This is a genomic window from Sphingomonas sp. SRI_018, assembly GCF_057586275.1.
The window spans coordinates 1,976,431-1,992,731 of the sequence record NZ_JBYCZO010000001.1 but is presented as its reverse complement, the minus strand read 5'-3'; the positions used below and the strand labels follow the sequence as shown (position 1 = coordinate 1,992,731).

At 70.1% G+C, this 16,301-nt stretch carries 20 protein-coding genes; 7 read left to right on the top strand and 13 right to left on the bottom strand.

Features of this window, described 5'->3' with window-relative positions; translation table 11 throughout:
* Positions 1–235: 235 nt before the first annotated feature.
* The 3 genes from AC2YHA_RS09305 to AC2YHA_RS09295 all read right to left on the bottom strand — a co-directional run bounded on the left by AC2YHA_RS09305 (position 236) and on the right by AC2YHA_RS09295 (position 2,601).
* Entirely contained in the window at positions 236–1,336 is a 1,101-nt protein-coding gene (locus AC2YHA_RS09305) for an RluA family pseudouridine synthase (RefSeq protein WP_487401259.1), read from the bottom strand.
* Positions 1,333–1,704: a fluoride efflux transporter CrcB gene (gene crcB / locus AC2YHA_RS09300; protein WP_233785660.1), complete on the bottom strand. Its 372-nt coding sequence runs from the start codon at positions 1,702–1,704 to the stop codon at positions 1,333–1,335. Before crcB ends, AC2YHA_RS09305 begins: the two co-directional genes overlap by 4 nt.
* A gap of 153 nt (positions 1,705–1,857) precedes the next feature.
* A complete protein-coding gene (locus AC2YHA_RS09295) occupies positions 1,858–2,601 on the bottom strand; it encodes a hypothetical protein (protein ID WP_487401258.1) in 744 nt (247 codons plus the stop codon).
* Positions 2,602–2,695: 94 nt separating this feature from the next.
* On the opposite strand from AC2YHA_RS09295, the gene AC2YHA_RS09290 reads away from it, so the two are divergent.
* On the top strand, positions 2,696–2,917 hold the full coding sequence (locus AC2YHA_RS09290) for a hypothetical protein (protein ID WP_233785662.1): 222 nt from the start codon (positions 2,696–2,698) through the stop codon (positions 2,915–2,917).
* A gap of 151 nt (positions 2,918–3,068) precedes the next feature.
* On the opposite strand, the gene AC2YHA_RS09285 is transcribed toward AC2YHA_RS09290, so the two are convergent.
* Positions 3,069–3,587 carry a glycine zipper 2TM domain-containing protein gene (locus AC2YHA_RS09285; RefSeq protein ID WP_487401257.1) on the bottom strand — a complete coding sequence of 173 codons (519 nt, stop codon included), beginning with the start codon at positions 3,585–3,587 and terminating at the stop codon, positions 3,069–3,071.
* Between the two features lie 81 nt (positions 3,588–3,668).
* Positions 3,669–4,508, bottom strand: coding sequence for a class I mannose-6-phosphate isomerase (locus AC2YHA_RS09280; protein WP_487401256.1), 840 nt, complete (start codon positions 4,506–4,508; stop codon positions 3,669–3,671).
* A 126-nt stretch (positions 4,509–4,634) separates the two neighbouring features.
* Between AC2YHA_RS09280 and AC2YHA_RS09275 the strand changes: the two genes are divergently transcribed.
* From AC2YHA_RS09275 to AC2YHA_RS09260, 4 genes are all read left to right on the top strand, one after another.
* Positions 4,635–5,501, top strand: coding sequence for an outer membrane protein assembly factor BamD (locus tag AC2YHA_RS09275; protein WP_233785665.1), 867 nt, complete (start codon positions 4,635–4,637; stop codon positions 5,499–5,501).
* A gap of 37 nt (positions 5,502–5,538) precedes the next feature.
* Positions 5,539–7,197: a DNA repair protein RecN gene (gene recN, locus AC2YHA_RS09270; RefSeq protein ID WP_487401255.1), complete on the top strand. Its 1,659-nt coding sequence runs from the start codon at positions 5,539–5,541 to the stop codon at positions 7,195–7,197.
* A gap of 6 nt (positions 7,198–7,203) precedes the next feature.
* Positions 7,204–8,280 carry a M23 family metallopeptidase gene (locus AC2YHA_RS09265; RefSeq protein WP_487401254.1) on the top strand — a complete coding sequence of 359 codons (1,077 nt, stop codon included), beginning with the start codon at positions 7,204–7,206 and terminating at the stop codon, positions 8,278–8,280.
* A gap of 124 nt (positions 8,281–8,404) precedes the next feature.
* Entirely contained in the window at positions 8,405–8,731 is a 327-nt protein-coding gene (locus AC2YHA_RS09260; RefSeq protein ID WP_487401253.1) for a hypothetical protein, read from the top strand.
* Positions 8,732–8,791: 60 nt separating this feature from the next.
* Here the strand turns inward: AC2YHA_RS09260 and AC2YHA_RS09255 are convergent, their stop codons facing one another.
* The 3 genes from AC2YHA_RS09255 to tgt all read right to left on the bottom strand — a co-directional run bounded on the left by AC2YHA_RS09255 (position 8,792) and on the right by tgt (position 11,387).
* On the bottom strand, positions 8,792–9,829 hold the full coding sequence (locus AC2YHA_RS09255) for a cell wall hydrolase (RefSeq protein ID WP_487401252.1): 1,038 nt from the start codon (positions 9,827–9,829) through the stop codon (positions 8,792–8,794).
* Between the two features lie 212 nt (positions 9,830–10,041).
* Complete coding sequence (locus AC2YHA_RS09250) at positions 10,042–10,248, bottom strand: hypothetical protein (RefSeq protein ID WP_233785669.1); 207 nt, start codon at positions 10,246–10,248, stop codon at positions 10,042–10,044.
* Positions 10,249–10,250: 2 nt separating this feature from the next.
* Complete coding sequence (gene tgt, locus AC2YHA_RS09245; RefSeq protein ID WP_487401251.1) at positions 10,251–11,387, bottom strand: tRNA guanosine(34) transglycosylase Tgt; 1,137 nt, start codon at positions 11,385–11,387, stop codon at positions 10,251–10,253.
* 91 nt (positions 11,388–11,478) lie between these two features.
* Between tgt and AC2YHA_RS09240 the strand changes: the two genes are divergently transcribed.
* Both AC2YHA_RS09240 and AC2YHA_RS09235 read left to right on the top strand, forming a co-directional pair.
* Positions 11,479–11,643, top strand: a complete 165-nt coding sequence (locus AC2YHA_RS09240; protein ID WP_233785671.1) for a hypothetical protein — start codon at positions 11,479–11,481, stop codon at positions 11,641–11,643.
* 9 nt (positions 11,644–11,652) lie between these two features.
* Complete coding sequence (locus AC2YHA_RS09235; RefSeq protein ID WP_487401250.1) at positions 11,653–12,267, top strand: cupin domain-containing protein; 615 nt, start codon at positions 11,653–11,655, stop codon at positions 12,265–12,267.
* Between the two features lie 3 nt (positions 12,268–12,270).
* Here the strand turns inward: AC2YHA_RS09235 and AC2YHA_RS09230 are convergent, their stop codons facing one another.
* The 5 genes from AC2YHA_RS09230 to AC2YHA_RS09210 form a co-directional block, all read right to left on the bottom strand.
* The gene (locus AC2YHA_RS09230) at positions 12,271–12,927 is read right to left on the bottom strand and encodes an HAD hydrolase-like protein (RefSeq protein WP_487401249.1); all 657 of its coding nucleotides are present in this window, start codon (positions 12,925–12,927) and stop codon (positions 12,271–12,273) included.
* Positions 12,920–13,879, bottom strand: a complete 960-nt coding sequence (locus AC2YHA_RS09225) for a cation diffusion facilitator family transporter (RefSeq protein ID WP_487401248.1) — start codon at positions 13,877–13,879, stop codon at positions 12,920–12,922. The genes AC2YHA_RS09230 and AC2YHA_RS09225 overlap by 8 nt, the downstream gene beginning before the upstream one ends.
* A gap of 138 nt (positions 13,880–14,017) precedes the next feature.
* Positions 14,018–14,524, bottom strand: coding sequence for an EF-hand domain-containing protein (locus tag AC2YHA_RS09220; protein ID WP_487401247.1), 507 nt, complete (start codon positions 14,522–14,524; stop codon positions 14,018–14,020).
* A gap of 13 nt (positions 14,525–14,537) precedes the next feature.
* Positions 14,538–15,563 (bottom strand): tRNA preQ1(34) S-adenosylmethionine ribosyltransferase-isomerase QueA, encoded by a 1,026-nt coding sequence (gene queA, locus AC2YHA_RS09215; RefSeq protein WP_487401246.1) that lies wholly within the window; start codon positions 15,561–15,563, stop codon positions 14,538–14,540.
* Between the two features lie 26 nt (positions 15,564–15,589).
* Positions 15,590–16,276 (bottom strand): peptidylprolyl isomerase, encoded by a 687-nt coding sequence (locus tag AC2YHA_RS09210; RefSeq protein WP_487401245.1) that lies wholly within the window; start codon positions 16,274–16,276, stop codon positions 15,590–15,592.
* Between the last annotated feature and the right edge of the window lie 25 nt (positions 16,277–16,301).

Below are 16,301 nucleotides of genomic sequence, written 5' to 3'. Positions count from 1 at the left end.
GATCGACATTCAGCCTCTGCCCTCTCCCCTCCATGGAGGGGAGAGGGTTGCGCAGACTTGGCAGCTTGCTGCCTAGTCGGAGCTGGGAGAGGGGTGGGCGGCTTCGTAGAAGCCGCGCGCGGCTCCGCCTCGCTCTACCCCTCTCCCAACCTCCGCTAGGCACTAAAGCGCCAAGCTGCGGTATCCCTCTCCCCTATCAAGGGGAGAGGACAGCGAGGCCGAATATCGATCGATCCTAGCGCTTCGCCGCCCCCCGGCTCCGCCGTTCCCCCCGCCGCTCCTTGCGCACCGTCTTGGCGTGCGCCTTGGCCTTTGCCTTCTGCTGCGCCTTGGTCGGCGGCGGCGCCTCCTCGGCGAGCGGGCGGTCGCCCAGGGCGAGGTCGAAGCCCAGCATCGCCATGCTCTCCGCGAAATGCTCGGGCAACTCGGCGCTCACGTCGACCTTGCCGCCGTCGGGATGGTCGATGCGGATGCGGCGGGCGTGGAGGTGCATCTTGCGGCTGATCCCGCCGGTCAGGAACGCCTCCTTGCCGCCGTACTTGCCGTCGCCGACGATCGGATGGCCGATCGCCGCCATGTGGACGCGCAGCTGGTGCGTGCGTCCAGTGAGCGGCTGGAGCTCGACCCAGGCTGCGCGGTTGCCCGCCTGTTCGATGACGCGATAGCGGCTGCGCGACGGCTGCCCTTCATGCTCGCTGACGTGCATCTTCTCGCCGCCGGTGCCGGGCTGTTTGGCGATCGGTAGGTCGATCAGGCCGTCCTCGATCTCCGGCACGCCGACCACCAGCGCCCAGTAGATCTTGCGCGCCGACCGGCCGGAGAAATGCTTGGAGAAGAAGGCGGCGGCGCGGGCGGTGCGGGCGAGCAGCAGCGCGCCCGACGTATCCTTGTCGAGCCGGTGGACGAGCTTCGGCCGGCCCTCCGCGTCGAACTGGAGCGCGTCGAGCAGGCCGTCGACATGGCTTTCGGTGCGCGTGCCGCCCTGCGTCGCGAGGCCCGGCGGCTTGTTGATGACGATCGCCTGTGCGTCCCGATGGATCACCATCTCACGCGCGAACTCGATCTGCTCGTCGCTGAGGGGAGGGCGCTCGCGCTTCGGTCGAGCGGTGGCGACGGCCGGTTCGGCAGGCGGGACGCGGATCGTCTGGCCCTCGGCGAGGCGATCGCCCGGCGTCGCGCGCGCGCCGTCGACGCGGAGCTGCCCGGTGCGCGCCCAGCGCGAGACGAGGTTGAAGCTCGTCTCCGGCAAATGCCGCTTGAACCAGCGATCGAGCCGGATGCCGTCGTCGTCGGCGCCGACGGTGAACTGGCGGACGTTGGTGGACTCTGCGCTCATGCCAGCGCCCGGACGATCTGGAGCCCGCCGAACAGCGCCAGCACCGATCCGATCACCGACACCAGCACATAGCCGATCGCCGCGGTGGCCTGCCCGCGCTCGATCATCGTCACCACGTCGAGGCTGAAGGCGGAGAAGGTGGTGAAGCCGCCGAGGATGCCGACGCCAAGCAGCAGCCGCACGGGCTCGCCCCAGCTCCCGCGCGCGAGGATGCCGGCGAGCAGGCCCATCGCGAGGCCGCCGATCAGGTTCACGGCCAGCGTACCCCAGGGATAGCCAGGCCCGAACAGCGCGAGCGTCAGCCGTCCGACCAGGTGCCGCGCACCGGCCCCGACCGCGCCGCCGAGCATGACGAGAAGCAGGTTCATCTCCGACGCCTAGCCGACCTGCATCCGTCCGTCACCCTTTCGTCATGCCGGGCTTGTTCCGGCATCCACGGAGCCGCAGGCTTTGCTGTCTGTGGTGCGGTGGATCCCGGAACAAGTCCGGGGTGACGATCGTGTTTGTGGCTGGCGTTAGCGTCAAATGCCGTTGTTGGCGATAAGATCGATGTCGGTGCCGCCGCCCTCGCGCGGGGTCATGTAGAGCACATAGGCGCCGCCGTCGCGATTGCGGGTGCCGCCCAGGACGTGCTGCGCGCCGTCCGACTGGTGCTCGGCGGTGAAGCCCGCCTTCACCGCGCGGGTATAGTACCAGTCGAGCATCGCCGGCATCGGCTGTGGCACGGTGAAGCTCACCACGCGCAGCGAGCATTGCGCGTCCTGCACGCCGGCCGCCTCGATCACGCGGGCGTTGGCGTAGAGCGGGATGTCCCGCGGCAGCCGGGTCGCCCAGCCGGCGGCATAGCGCAGCTTGGCGATGCAGCCGGGCAGGCCCTGGCCCTTCTGCCGCGCCGCGAGCGCGCCCAGCGTGAGCGATTCGTCCGCGGCCTTGCACTCGGGGCAACCGCCGGCGATCGGCGGAGGTGCCTTCATGATGTCGCCGGTTGCCGGCGCCGGGCCTGCGGCGACGTCGGTCGACGGCACCGGCGCCGCATAGGGCTGGCTCGGCGGGCGCACCGAATCGGCGTTGGATTTCTGCGCGAGCTGCGGGTCGACCATGATCTGGTCCTGCAGCGCGCCGGTCAGCAGCGGGTCGCTGCCGTTGTTGGAGATGCCTTCGACCAGCTCCTGGTCGAGCGTGTCGACGTTCTGCTCCTGCGGCGCACCGCCCCCGCACGCGGCGAGCGCGATCGGCAGCAGCAGAGCGAGAGACATGCGGATCATCGCGGCTTCCCTGCACCGGACAGGGTTAAGGAAGCGTTGGCGATAGCTGCTGTTCTATATTGATAACACACCTGCACTGCATTAGATTGCCGCCATGCTCAACCTTCTCTCGATCCTGATCGGGCTCGTCGCCCTGATCTTCGCGATCCCCGGGCTGATCCCGTTGCTCGGCATCCTCAACTATGCCGCGATCCCGATTGCGGTGATCGGCGCCGGCGTCGGCGTGCTGTCGAGCCACAACAGCGGCCGCAACTTCAACCTGCTCGTGCTGGTGGTGGCGGTGGTGCGGCTGTGGCTGGGCGGCTTCATCTTCTGACGTGAAAAGGGCCCGGCGGTTGCCCGGAGCCTTTGATGTGTTTCAGCCAAGGCTGAAACGGTCGCGGCACCGGCCCGCTCCCCCACCCGGCCACCCATAAGATACTGCCGCTGGGTGGCCGGGTGGGGGAGCGGGCCGGTGCCGCTACAAGCTAGCGGCAGCGGACGTTGCCGCGATCGACCGCGTTGCCGAGCGCACCGCCCGCCGCGGCGCCGATCAGTGTCCCGAGCAGCGCGTCGCGGCGGTTCGCCATGGTGTTGCCGAGCACGCCGCCGGCGAGGCCGCCGATGATCAGGCCGGTCGTGCCGTCGTCACGGCGGCAGTAATAGCGGCCGTCGTTGCCGTAATAGATGCGGTCGTTGCGGCCCAGCCGGCGCTCGCGATAGTAGCGGCCGTCGCGATAGTAGCGTGACGGATCGTAATAACGCTGGCCGCGCTCGTACCGGTTGTAATCGTAGTTGCGGTAGCGGCGCCAATCGCGGTTCCGGTCGCGCCGGTCGCGATAGCTCCGATCGCGATTATAGTCGCGCGTGGCGCGGCGTATGTCGCGGTTGAACTGCGCCCGATCGCCGTCCTGATAGGCGGGAGCGGATGTCGTCGCGGCGGCCGCGGCGGGAACCGCCGAGAAGCTGATCGCGGCGATCACGGCGGCGAGAATGGAGCTGCGCATGGTGTCCTCCTCTTCAGGCAGACGAAAAAACGAACGCCTGCATCATACAGGGGGTTGCATGTACGGCGAGCTACCGGGCGTTCATTCCCCTGTCATTTCGATCCGCCGCTCACCGGGATAGGCGAATAGCAGATCGGCGCCGTCCTGCGCCACCAGCTCGCACGTCCCCGTCAGCGTCAGGCATTCGCCGGCCTTGAAGCCGACCCCGTCGACCGCGCCTTCGCCGGTGATCGGGATCAGCCAGCCGGTCGTGTCGCCAGGCAGGGTGAAGCGGCGGCGTCCTGCCGGCCAGCGCTCGAGCACGAACTTGGGGCCCTCGACCAGGATGGTGCGGTCGTCCGCCACGCGGCCCGGCATCGGGTGCGGCACATAGGGGCCGGTCCGGGACACCGCGACGCCGTCGTCGAGGTGCAACTCGCGCGGACGGCCATAGTCGTAGAGGCGATAGGTGGTGTCGGAGTTCTGCTGCACCTCGATCAGCGTCAGGCCGGCGCCGATCGCATGGATCGTACCCGAGGCGGAATAGAGGAAGTCGCCCGCCTTCACCGGCTTCCAGTCAACGAGTTGCTCGATCGATCCGTCGAGCGCGGCCGCCCGCAGCGCTTCGGGCGAGACCTTCTCGTGCGTGCCGATCGCGATCGTCGAATCGGGCTCGGCGGCGAGGATCAGCCAGCATTCGTCCTTGCCGCGCGGCAGGCCGCGGGCGTGCGCCTGCTCGTCGTCCGGGTGGACCTGCACCGACAGCTTCTCGCTGGTGAACAGGTACTTGATCAGCAGCTCCGGCGTGGCATCGCCGGGCGTCTGGAACCACACCTCGCCGACCGGCTCGCCGCCCGGCGCCGGATCGGCGAATCCGGGCCACAGGTGATGGCGGCCCCAGGGCTTCTCGACGCGGTGGGTGGCGAGCAGGGTGGCGGTCATTGGTGCGATGTCCCGAGATGTCCGAATGGTTGTTTCGAGCCCATAACACCGTTCGCTGCACGGTCGATCCCTCTCGGCACGAAAAGGATTGGCTGCGTCCCATGCGCTGGGCTACACAGCCGGCCCATGCGTATTTCGAAGTTCCGCGCCGCCGCACTCGCGCTCGTCAGTCTCAGCGTCATCGCCACCGCCGGCTGCGCGCGCCGGGGAGGGGGGCGTGGCGACCTGCCCTATGTCGCCCGCGACGTCGGCACGCTCTATTCGGCGGCGAAGGACCGGCTCGACCGGCACGACTATAAGCTCGCCGCCGCGCTGTTCGACGAGGTCGAACGTCAGCATCCCTATTCGATCTGGGCCCGCCGCGCGCAGCTGATGGGCGCGTTCAGCTATTACCTCGCCCGCGACTATACCCAGGCGATCCAGTCGGCGCAGCGCTTCCTGTCGGTCCACCCCGGCAACCGCGACGCGCCCTATGCCTATTATCTGATCGCGCTCAGCTATTACGAGCAGATCAATGACGTGACGCGCGACCAGAAGATCTCGCAGCAGGCGCTCGACGCGTTGGGCGAGCTCATGCGTCGCTATCCCAACACCCGCTACGCCGCCGATGCGCGGCTCAAGGTCGATCTGGTGCGCGATCACCTCGCCGGCAAGGAGATGGAGATCGGCCGCTTCTACGAAGCGCGCGGTCAGTGGCTGGCGGCGTCGATGCGCTTCCGCGCGGTGATCGACCAGTATCAGGCCACCACCCATGCGCCGGAGGCGCTGATGCGGCTGACCGAGACCTATCTCGCGCTCGGCCTGCACGACGAGGCGCAGAAATCGGCGGCGGTGCTCGGCGCCAACTATCCCGGCACCGACTGGTACGAGCACGCCTACAAGCTGATCCAGGAGCACCCGCCGAGCACCGCGGCGCCGGAAGGAACCGACGTGCAGCAGACCACACCGCAGAGCGAAGAGAACGGCGGTCGGGGCAAGCGCCGCCCGCGCTGACTTCCACCCGGGCCGCGGTCATGGCAGAGCAGGGGCGATGCTGACCGCGCTGGCCATAAGGGACGTCGTGCTGATCGAGGCGCTCGACCTCGATTTCGCGCCGGGGCTCGGCGTGCTCACCGGAGAGACCGGGGCGGGCAAGTCGATCCTGCTCGATGCGCTGGGGCTGGCCCTGGGCGCGCGGGCCGACAGCGGGCTGGTCCGCCACGGCGCGCAGCAGGCGAGCGTTGCCGCCACCTTCGAGTTGCCGCCCGACGGAGCGATCGCCTCGCTGATGGCGCAGAACGGGCTCGAGCTGGAGCCGGGCGAGCCGCTCATCATCCGCCGCATCCTCAAGGCCGACGGCGGCAGCCGCGCCTTCGTCAACGATCAGCCGGCGTCGGCGGGCCTGCTGCGCGAGCTCGGCGGCCACCTCGTCGAGATCCACGGCCAGCACGACGACCGCGGCCTGCTCAACTCGCGCGGCCACCGCGCATTGCTCGACGCATTCGGGCGCTGCGACAGCGGCCCGCTCGCGGTCGCCTACCACGCCTGGCGCGAGGCGGAGGACGCGCTCGCCGTCGCCCGCGCCGAGCAGGACGCGGCGGAGGCCGATCGCGAATGGCTCGAACATGCGGTCGCCGAACTCCAGAGCTTCGCGCCCGAGCCCGGCGAGGAAGCGACGCTGGCCGAGCGTCGCGCGGCGATGCAGCGGGGGGAGAAAGTCGCGGGCGAGCTCGCGGCGATCGCGGCGCTGCTCGACGATTCGGACGGCGCGCTTGCCCGTCTCCGCCAGGCCGGGCGCATCCTCGACCGCATCGGCGAGGCTCATCCCGCGCTTGCCGAGGCGCTCGCCGCGATCGACCGCGCGTTGGCGGAGGGCGATGCTGCCCAGGCTTCGGTCGATGCCGCTGCCGAGGCGCTGGCGTTCGATCCGGCAGCGCTCGAAGCCGACGAGGCGCGGCTGTTCGACCTGCGCGCGCTCGCCCGCAAGCATCGCGTCCAGCCCGACGATCTTGCCGCGCTCGCCGAGGAGCTGGCGGGACGCCTCGCGCGGCTGGAAAACGGGGGGCAGGGGATCGCCGCGCTCGAAGCCGCGCTGGCCGAGAAGGCGAAGGTCTATGAGGAGGCGTCCCAGGCCCTTTCCGCCGCCCGTATCGCCGCTGCCGAGCGCCTCGATGCGGCGGTGATGACCGAGCTCGCCCCGCTGAAGCTCGACGCTGCGCGCTTCCGCACCGCCGTCGAGCCGTTGCCGCGCGAGCAATGGGGCGCACACGGCGCCGACCGCGTCGAGTTCCTGGTCTCGACCAACCCCGGTGCGCCGTTCGGTCCGCTGGTCCGCATCGCCAGCGGCGGCGAGCTGTCGCGCTTCATCCTCGCGCTCAAGGTCGCGCTCGCCGAGGAAGGCGGCGCGCGCACGCTGGTCTTCGACGAGATCGATCGCGGCGTCGGCGGCGCGGTGGCGAGCGCGATCGGCGAGCGGCTCGCGCGTCTCGCCGAAAGCGCGCAGGTGCTGGTGGTGACGCACAGCCCTCAAGTCGCCGCGCGCGGCGACCGCCACCTGCTGATCGCCAAGAGCCATGACGGCACCGTCACCCGCACCGGCGTCACGCCGCTCGATCCGGCGGAGCGCCGCGAGGAGATCGCGCGGATGCTCTCCGGCGCTGAGATCACCGACGAGGCCCGCGCCCAGGCCGAGCGTCTGCTGGCGGCGTAGCGGCGGATGCTGCGCTTCGCCCCGCTCGCGCTGCTGATCGGAGCGGGCGGCGCGGACGTGAGCCAGAGCTTCGATGCGCGCATCGCGGTTGCGCCGCAGCCGGTCGCGATCGGGGATCGGACGATGCTGGTCTACGAGCTGGCGCTGACCAGCTTCGCCGCCGCACCGGTGACGCTCACGCGGGTCGAGGTGCGCGACGGCGAGCGCGTGATCGCCGATCTCGCGGGCGACGCTCTGGCCGCAGCGATCGGCCGGACCGGTTCGGCGCCGAGCGAAGGAGTGACGACGATCACTCCCGGCGCCCGAGCTACGCTCTATTTGAACGTGTCGGCAGCCGTTGCGCCGCGGACGCTGCGGCACCGCCTGACCTTCACGACCGCCGGAGCGGCCAGGACGCTCGATCTGCCGGCGGTCACAGTGGACCGCACGCCGCTTCCGGAACTCGGACCGCCGCTGCGGGGCGGTCCATGGGTCGCCATCTACGATCCGGCAATGGAGCGGGGCCATCGCCGCGTCTTCTATGCCGTCGACGGCACCGCCCGTCTCCCCGGCCGCTTCGCGATCGACTGGTTCAGCCTCGATGACGCCGGCCGCGACGAAGCGCGGCTCCAGGATTGGCGCGGCTATGGCGCCCTGGTGCTCGCGGTGGCCGACGGCACCGTGGTTGCCGTGCGCGACGATGTTCCCGATCCGGCCGCGCTCCGTCCGTTCGCGCGTCCATCGATCGGAGATGCTACGGGCAATTACGTCGCGCTCGACATCGGCGGCGGGCGCATCGCCTTCTACGAGCATCTGAAGCACGGCGCGCCGGTGCGGTCGGGGCAGCGCGTGCGGCGCGGCGACGTGATCGGCGCGCTGGGCTATACCGGCCAGACCACCGGGCCGCATCTGCACTTCCATCTCGCCGACGCGAATGCGCCGCTGGCGGCGGAGGGGCGGCCCTACCGCCTCGCCGATGCGCAATGGATCGGCGGCTATGCCTCGATCGCCGCCTTCGCAGCGGGTGAGCGCTGGCAGCCGCGGACGCCGGCCGCGGTCGCTTTCCCGCCGGCCAATGCGGTGGTGCGCTTCCCGGACAGATGAACGAACCCGATCGCGCTGGCATCGTCTGCGACACATTTCCGGCATTGCCGTCACATCTCGGCGACAGGCGCATCCGATACCCCTGCTCGTCCGATCCGTCGGACGAAAAAGAGGAGTTCGTATCATGAACTGGATCACCAGGATCGTCGCCGGCCTCAGCCTTGCCGCGGCGGTCGCCGTTCCCACCGTCGCCAACGCGCAGGCGTGGCAGAGCATCAACGCCCGCCAGGCCCGGCTCGAGGCGCGGATCAACCAGGGCGTCCGCTCCGGCGCACTGACCCGGCCGGAGGCGGCCCGGCTGCGCAGCGACTTCCGCGCGCTGACCAGGCTCGAGGCGCGCTATCGCGTCAACGGGCTGAGCCTTGGCGAGCGCCGCGACCTCGACCGCCGCTTCGACGCGCTGTCGGCGCGGATCCGCTATCAGAAGCACGACCGCAACCACCGCTGGTAAGCGGACGGCTGCGGCAACGAAGAACCCCGCCGGCGACCGGCGGGGTTTTTCATGCGCGGGTCAGTGCAGCGGCTTTCCCGAATCCTTCCATTTGTCGAGAATCTGCGAGTCGCTGCCGGCCGCGGCATATTGCGGCAGCACGTCGCCGCTCTGCACGGGCGGTGCCGCGGCTGCGGTAGCCGATTTGGCCGGGAGCGAGGTCGGCACGACCGCCGCGATCACCGGCGTCGGGAACGCGACCGGCGCCGCCTCGGTCCTTGGATGCGGAGCCGCCGCCGGCTCATACCCGGAATAGGCCTGGCTGAACGCGGCCGGCGTGCCCCACCAGCCCTTCCAGCGATGGAAGAAATGCGCCCCGAACGCGCCGGTCATCACCAGGCTGCGCTGCCACGCCGGGCGCACCGCATAGGTATGATAATGGGTCGCGAGGCCGACCGGCGCGAAGACGCGGCCTGCGAGCGCCAGTGCCGCTACGCGCCGTGCCCGCTCCCAGGCAGCACGCATCGGCACGCGCGCCATCGCCCCATCGCAGGCGAAGCTGAACTGGCAGCCGCTACGCTCCGATCCCTGATAGACCACGCCGCACACGCTGTTCGGGAACGCCGGATGGCGCACGCGGTTGAGGACGACCTGGGCGACCGCCGCCTGGCCGTCGTCGGGCTCGTTCGCCGCTTCGTAGTAGATGGCGGTGGTAAGGCATTGCAGCGCGCGCGCCTGATCGGCAGGCGTGCCCTTGAGCACGAACGGCGCGGCCGGGCGGATCGAGGCGTCGGCGACCGCGTTCGCCGGCACTGGCAGGTCGGGCAGCGCGGTGGTGCCGGTGACGCCGGCGACCGGCGCGGCGGTCTCGCTCGCCGCCGCCACATCGTCCTCGTTCGCGTAGAGCAGTGCGGCGCCGGGGAAATGATCGTCGGCCTCATAGCCGGCCGGCCGCGCTGCGCTCGGGATCGCGCCCTGATCGCCGCTGGTCAGCCCAGCGTGCGCGGAAAAGCCGGCGCCGGCGAGCGATACCAGCACCGCCGCCAGCGTCCCGCGTGCCCTTTGTCCGGATAGCCATCGCTCGATCACGCGCGCGGCATAGCCGATTGCGCACGCCACGGCGCGGGCCGATTTCGGCCTGTCCCGCCGCGAAACGATTGATGGTTAACGTAATTTCTGAAATCCTCCCCGGCACGGGGAGAGGGACCAAGACGCGTAGCGGCTTGGTGGAGGGGGACCCTCGGCGGCGGAGTCCGGTGCGGTGGGCCCCCTCCACCACCGACCTTCAGTCGGCGGTCCCCCTCCCCGTGCCGGGGAGGAGCTTGATGTCCTCAGTCCCGCCGCTTGCCGCGATTGCGCCCGGCGTAGAGCACCGCGGCCGCGACCGCCGCCGATCCGATGCCGACGCCCAGCCCGATCGCGCCGATCGTCCAGGCATTGCCCTTGTTGTCGCCCGACCGCGCGCGCTCCTTGCGCGCCTTGGCGTCCTTGGCGGCGGCGAGGATCTCGTTCTGCTGTTCGTCGTCGTTGTCGGCCACGCTCACTCTCCCTTTCCTCCGCGATATTGCGCGCGGAAGGCATTGGCAAATGCACCCAGGCGCGTCTCTGCGATCGCCGCGCGCAGGTCCGCCATCAACGCCTGATAGAAGAAGAGGTTGTGCTCGGTCATCAGCATCGCGCCAAGAATTTCGCCGGCACGCACCAGATGGTGGAGATAGGCGCGGCTCCAGCCATGGCAGACGGGGCAGGCGCACTGGGGATCGAGCGGGCCCAGATCCTCGGCGAAGCGGGCGTTGCGGATGTTGATCGGGCCCGATCGGGTAAAGGCCTGGCCGGTGCGCCCGCTGCGGGTCGGCAGCACGCAGTCGAACATGTCGATGCCGCGCTCGACCGCGCCGACGATGTCGTCGGGCTTGCCGACGCCCATCAGGTAGCGGGGCCTGTCGGCGGGAAGCTGGCCGGGCGCATAGTCGAGCACGCCGAACATCGCCTCCTGCCCCTCGCCGACGGCGAGGCCGCCGACCGCATAGCCGTCGAAGCCGATGTCGGTCAGCGCCTCGGCCGAGGCCCTGCGCAGCCCCTCGTCCAGCGCGCCCTGCTGGATGCCGAACACGGCGTTGTTCTCGGCATGATCGCCTCCTGCGTCGAACGCGGCGCGGCTGCGCTTCGCCCAGCGCATCGATCGCTCCATCGCCTTCGCCTGCACGTCGCGCGTCGAAGTGGTGGGGACGAGCTCGTCGAACGCCATCACGATCGAGCTGCCGAGCAGCCGCTGGATCTCGATCGACCGCTCGGGGCTGAGCAGGTGCCTGGTCCCGTCGAGGTGCGACTTGAAGGCGACGCCTTCTTCGCTGCGGGTGGTGAGCTCGGCGAGGCTCATCACCTGATAGCCGCCGGAATCGGTCAAGATCGGCCGGTCCCAGCCCATAAAGTCGTGCAGCCCGCCCAGCTTCGCCACGCGCTCCGCGCCGGGGCGCAGCATCAGGTGGTAGGTGTTGCCGAGGATGATGTCCGCGCCCGACGCGCGCACGTCGGCGGGCTTCATCGCCTTGACCGTGGCGGCGGTGCCGACCGGCATGAAGGCGGGGGTGCGGATCGTACCGCGCCGCATCGCGATCTCGCCGGTGCGGGCGCGGCCGTCGGTGGCGTGGACGGTGAACTGGAAACGTGGAGCCATGATCGCGCCTAGTGCCGCCTGAACCGCGCGCTGTCGAGCGGCGGGGAACCGCGGGGGCGGGCTCGGGCGTTCGGGCGGGGAGGAGAGAGCCATGCCCAACCAACCGCTCAATCCCGGCGACGAGGCTGCGCCGGGCACCCCCGGCACTGGGGAGAATGTCTGCCGCCGCTGCAACGGCACCGGCAAGGTCGACGGACGGGCCTGTCCGATATGCGACGGCACCGGCAAGGTGACGGAAGGGATCGGCGGCGCCTAAGATCGGTCCATGGCGAGCGAACAGGACGACGCGCTGCGCGAGATGGCGCGGCATCGCGGGCTCAGGCTCAAGAAGTCGCGGCGGCGCAAGCGCGGCGGCGACTTCGGGAAATACGGCCTGACCGATCCGGGCGGGAAGCCGGTGTTCGGCTTCAAGGACAAGACGCTCACCGCCACGGCCGACGAGATCGAGGCGTATCTGCGCGGCGCGATGGTCGCCGACTGGAAGGGCTCGACCAAGGGCCTGAAGCGCAAGGCCGCGCCCAAGGCTCCGCCGCCCCCGCCGCCTCCGCCGAAACTCAAGGTCAGGCTCGCCAACCTGTTCGCCAAACTGCCGGCGGCCAGGCGCAGCGAGGCCTTCACCGAGCTGCTGGCGCGCCCGGGCATCCGCGTCGAACGGATCGTCTCGCGCGGGCAGGCGACGCCGGCCGATGCGCCGATGCGCCAGGACCATGACGAATGGGTGCTGCTGCTCCAGGGCGAGGCAGCGATGCGGATCGAGACCTCGGACGAGGTGGAGCTCCGTCCCGGCGACCATCTGCTGATCGAGCGGGGGCAGGAGCATTGGGTGACGCGCACCAGCGAGGAACCGCCGACCGTGTGGCTGGCGGTACACCTCGGCTGAGCGTCAGCGCCGCGCCGCCAGATAGCGCAGGATATCGTCGGGCGTGCGGAATAGGACGTCCGGGCGGGTCGCCGCGAGCGCGTCCTCGCTGGCATAGCCCCACAGCACCGCGCCGGTGCGCATCCCCACCTCGCGCGCGGCATCGACATCGCGAGTCTCGTCGCCGATCGAGATCGCTTCCTCGGGCCTGAGGCCCATCTGCTTGAGCACGCGGCGGAACTTGGGCGCCTTGCCGAACAGCGAGCTGCCCGCCGCCCAGGCGTCGATCCGCGCCGCATTGTCCGGGCCGAGGATCGCGCGGGCGTTGTTGGCGGCGTTGGAGGTGACGAGGCCCATGCGGAAGCCCAGTGCGCCGACGCCGGCGAGCAGGTCCGCGGTGCCGGGGAACAGCGGGATCTGGTCGACGTTGCGCGACACCAGCCGGCGGACATGACGCGAGATCAGCGGCAGCTTCCAACGCGGGATGCCGAGATAGGCGATCACCTCACGCGAGGGGCGGTGCCGCAGCATCTCGATCTCGTCGTCGTCGACCTCGCGGAAGCGGAAGCGGCGTGCGAGGTCGTTGACGACGGTCAGGAACCAGTCGCCGCTGTTGGAGAGGGTCCCGTCGAAATCGAAGATGACCGCCTTGATCGCCACCCCGTGCCCCGCGTCAGCCATGCGCCAGCCGCTCGCTGTGAAGGTGGCAGGGGCTGCCGTCGTCGATCTCGATCTGCACCGTCGCATGGCCGATGCCGAAGTCATGCTCGAGCCGGTGCTGGAGGTCGTGGAGGAAGGCGTCGCCCGGGTGGCCGCCCGGCATCACCAGATGCACGGTCAGCGCGGATTTGGTGGTGCTCATCGGCCAGATGTGGAGATCGTGGATACGTGCCACGCCGGGCAATTCCGCGATCGTCGCGGCGACGCGATCCGAATCGATTCCCGGCGGCACCGCCTGCAGCGCCATGCCGAGCGAATCGCGGAACAGCCCCCAGCTACTCCACAGGATGACCGCCACCACGACCAGGCTCACCACCGGATCGATCCACCATTGGTCGGTGAAGGCGATCAGCACCCCGGCGACGACCACACCGGCCGAGACCAGCGCGTCGACCGCCATGTGGAGGAAGGCGCCCTTGATGTTGAGGTCGCCGTGCCGCCCCCGCGCGAACATCAGCGCGGTCGCGCCGTTGACGAGGATGCCGGCGCCGGCGACCCAGATCAGCGCGCGCGAATCGACCACCGGCGGCGCGCCGAGCCGCCGCGTCGCTTCCCAGGCGATCGCGCCCACCGCCACGAACAACAGGGTCGCATTGACGAGTGCCGCCAGGATCGAGGAGCCGCCGAGGCCGTAGGTGAAGCGCTTCGACGCCGGCCGCTTTGACAGCTCCGCCGCGCCCCAGGCGATCAGCAGCCCCAGCACGTCGGAGAGATTGTGCCCGGCATCGGCGAGCAGCGCGACCGAATCGGCGGCGATGCCGAACGCCGCCTCGACCACGACGAAGGCGAGGTTGAGCGCGGTGCCGATCGCAAAGGCGTGGCCGAAGCTGGCCGGCGCGTGACTGTGGCCATGTCCGTGCGCGTGGCCGTTTCCGTGCGAATGCCCGTGCGAATGGTTGTGGTGCGCGCCCATTTGCCCAGGCTTAGCGGGTAAGCGGCATGAGATACTAGGACCGATCGCCGTTCGGGCGCGCGGCGTGAAAGTGAAGGGAGTCGCGCTTCATTCGTTCACTTTGCTCCACTTTGCCCCCGTGCCGGGGAGGATCTGAGATTACCTCTCCGGCGGTCGCCCGCCGCGCCCGCGGCGCTTGCCGCCTTCGCCGTAGGGCCGATCGCTGCCGAAGGCCGAGCCGCGGATCGTCAGTAGCTCCTTGTGGGTCAGCACATGGTCCTTGTCGACGTCGAACCGCGCGAAGATCGCGCTCATCCGGGTCTGCAATTCGTCGAGCGTGATGCGGTTGTCGCCGTCGCGGTCGACCTCGAACGGGCTCGGCACGGCGTTGCGGTCGCCGAGCCAATGCTCCGCCCAGTCGGCGAAGGCGATGTAGCCGATGTCCTTGGCGCCCTTGGCGACCGTCTCGAAGCTCCGCGCCACGCCCGCGCTCGCCTCCGCCTCGGTGATGCGGCCGTCGCCGTCGGCGTCGAAGCCGGCGAGCATCATCGCCACCGGCTCGACCACGACCGTCGCGGTGGCGGGACGATAGGGTGCAGCCTGGATCGGCACGTCGCCCTGCGGCGTCTGCTGCGCGGCGAGGAGGAGAGCGAGGGCAAGCGGCATCGGGGGAGACCTTTCAGGGCAGGAGCAGGCTGGCGTCACCGTAGCTGTAGAAACGATATCCCCCGGCGATCGCATGGGCATAGGCCGCCTGCATGCGATCCAATCCCATCAGCGCCGACACCAGCATGAACAGCGTCGAGCGCGGCAGGTGGAAGTTGGTGACGAGCCCGTCGATCCCGCGGAAGCGATAGCTGGGCGTGATGAAGATCGCGGTGTCGCCCTCGAACGGGCGCACGATGCCGTCCTGGCCGGCCGCGCTCTCGACCAGGCGCAGACTGGTGGTGCCGACCGCGATCACCCGTCCGCCGGCCGCGCGCGTCGCGTTGAGCCGGTCGGCGGTGGCGGCGTCGATCCGGCCCCATTCGGCGTGCATCTCGTGCGCGTCGGTGTCCTCGACCTTGACCGGCAGGAAGGTGCCGGCGCCGACATGGAGGGTGAGGGTGGCGTGCCCGATCCCCGCCGCCTCCAGCGCCGCCATCAGCTCCGGCGTGAAGTGCAGCGCGGCGGTCGGCGCGGCGACGGCGCCGGGCTCGTTGGCGAACATCGTCTGATAGTCGTCCGCGTCCTTCTCGTCGGCGGGGCGGCGGCTGGCGATATAGGGCGGCAGCGGCATCCGCCCGGCCCGCTCGATCAGCAGCTCGACCGGCTCGTCGCCGAGGAAATCGAGCGCGAAGGTGCCGCGGCCTTGCCGGTCGGAGGCGATCGCCGCGACGCCCTTGCCGAAATCGACGATGTCGCCGTCGCGCAGCCGCTTGGCGTTGCGGATGAACGCACGCCAGCGCCGCGGCCCCTCGCGCTTGTGCAGCGTCGCGCCGATCTGCGCATTGCCGCGCAGCCCCTCGAGCTGCGCGGGAATGACCCGCGTGTCGTTGAACACGAGCAGGTCGCCCGGCCGCAGCGCCGCGGGCAGCTCGCGGACGATGCGATCGTGCAGGCCGGCGTCGTCCACCACCAGCATCCGCGCCGAATCGCGGGGGGTGGCGGGACGAAGGGCGATGCGCTCCGGCGGGAGCTCGAAATCGAAGAGATCGACGTTCATGGCCGACCCCCCTTGGTCACGGGAGGTTACTGCTTCGTTGGCGCGGGCTTGGCACCCGGCAGCGTCGCCGGCTCGAGCGTCGGCGGCGCGGGCGGCGGCGCAGGCGTGTAGGCCGGAGGATTATCGGCAGCGATATAGGCGTGGAGGATGCGCGTCGGGTTCGCCGGCGGCTCGCCGCGCTCGATCTGGTCGACCCACTGCATCCCTTCGATCACCCGGCCGAACACGGTGTATTTCTGGTCGAGCGACAGCCGCGGCACGAACATGATGAAGAACTGGCTGTTGGCGCTGTTCTCCGCCTTGTCCTTCTGCTCCTGCGTCGCGCCTTCGGGCGCGCCCTCGCGCGCGGCGGAGACGGCGCCGCGGACGTGGGGGAGATAGTTGAACTCCTTCGGCAGGTCGGGAAGGTCCGATCCGCCGGTGCCGTCGCCCTTAGGGTCGCCGCCCTGGGCCATGAAGCCCTCGATCACGCGGTGGAAGGCGAGACCGTCGTAGAAATGCCGGCGGGTCAGCGTCTTGATGCGCTCGACCATCTTGGGCGCGACGTCCGGGCGCAGCAGGATTGTCACGCGGCCGCCGTCCGAAAGGTCGAGCAGCCAGAGGTTCTCCTTGTCCGTCGTCTGCGGCGCCGGGGTGCGGCCCGGCACCGGAATGACCTGCGCCGAAGCGGGCAGCGCGGCGAACAAGGCAAGGAACGCAATCAGGAAACGCATGGATGAAACCCCAACCCGGTAGGCG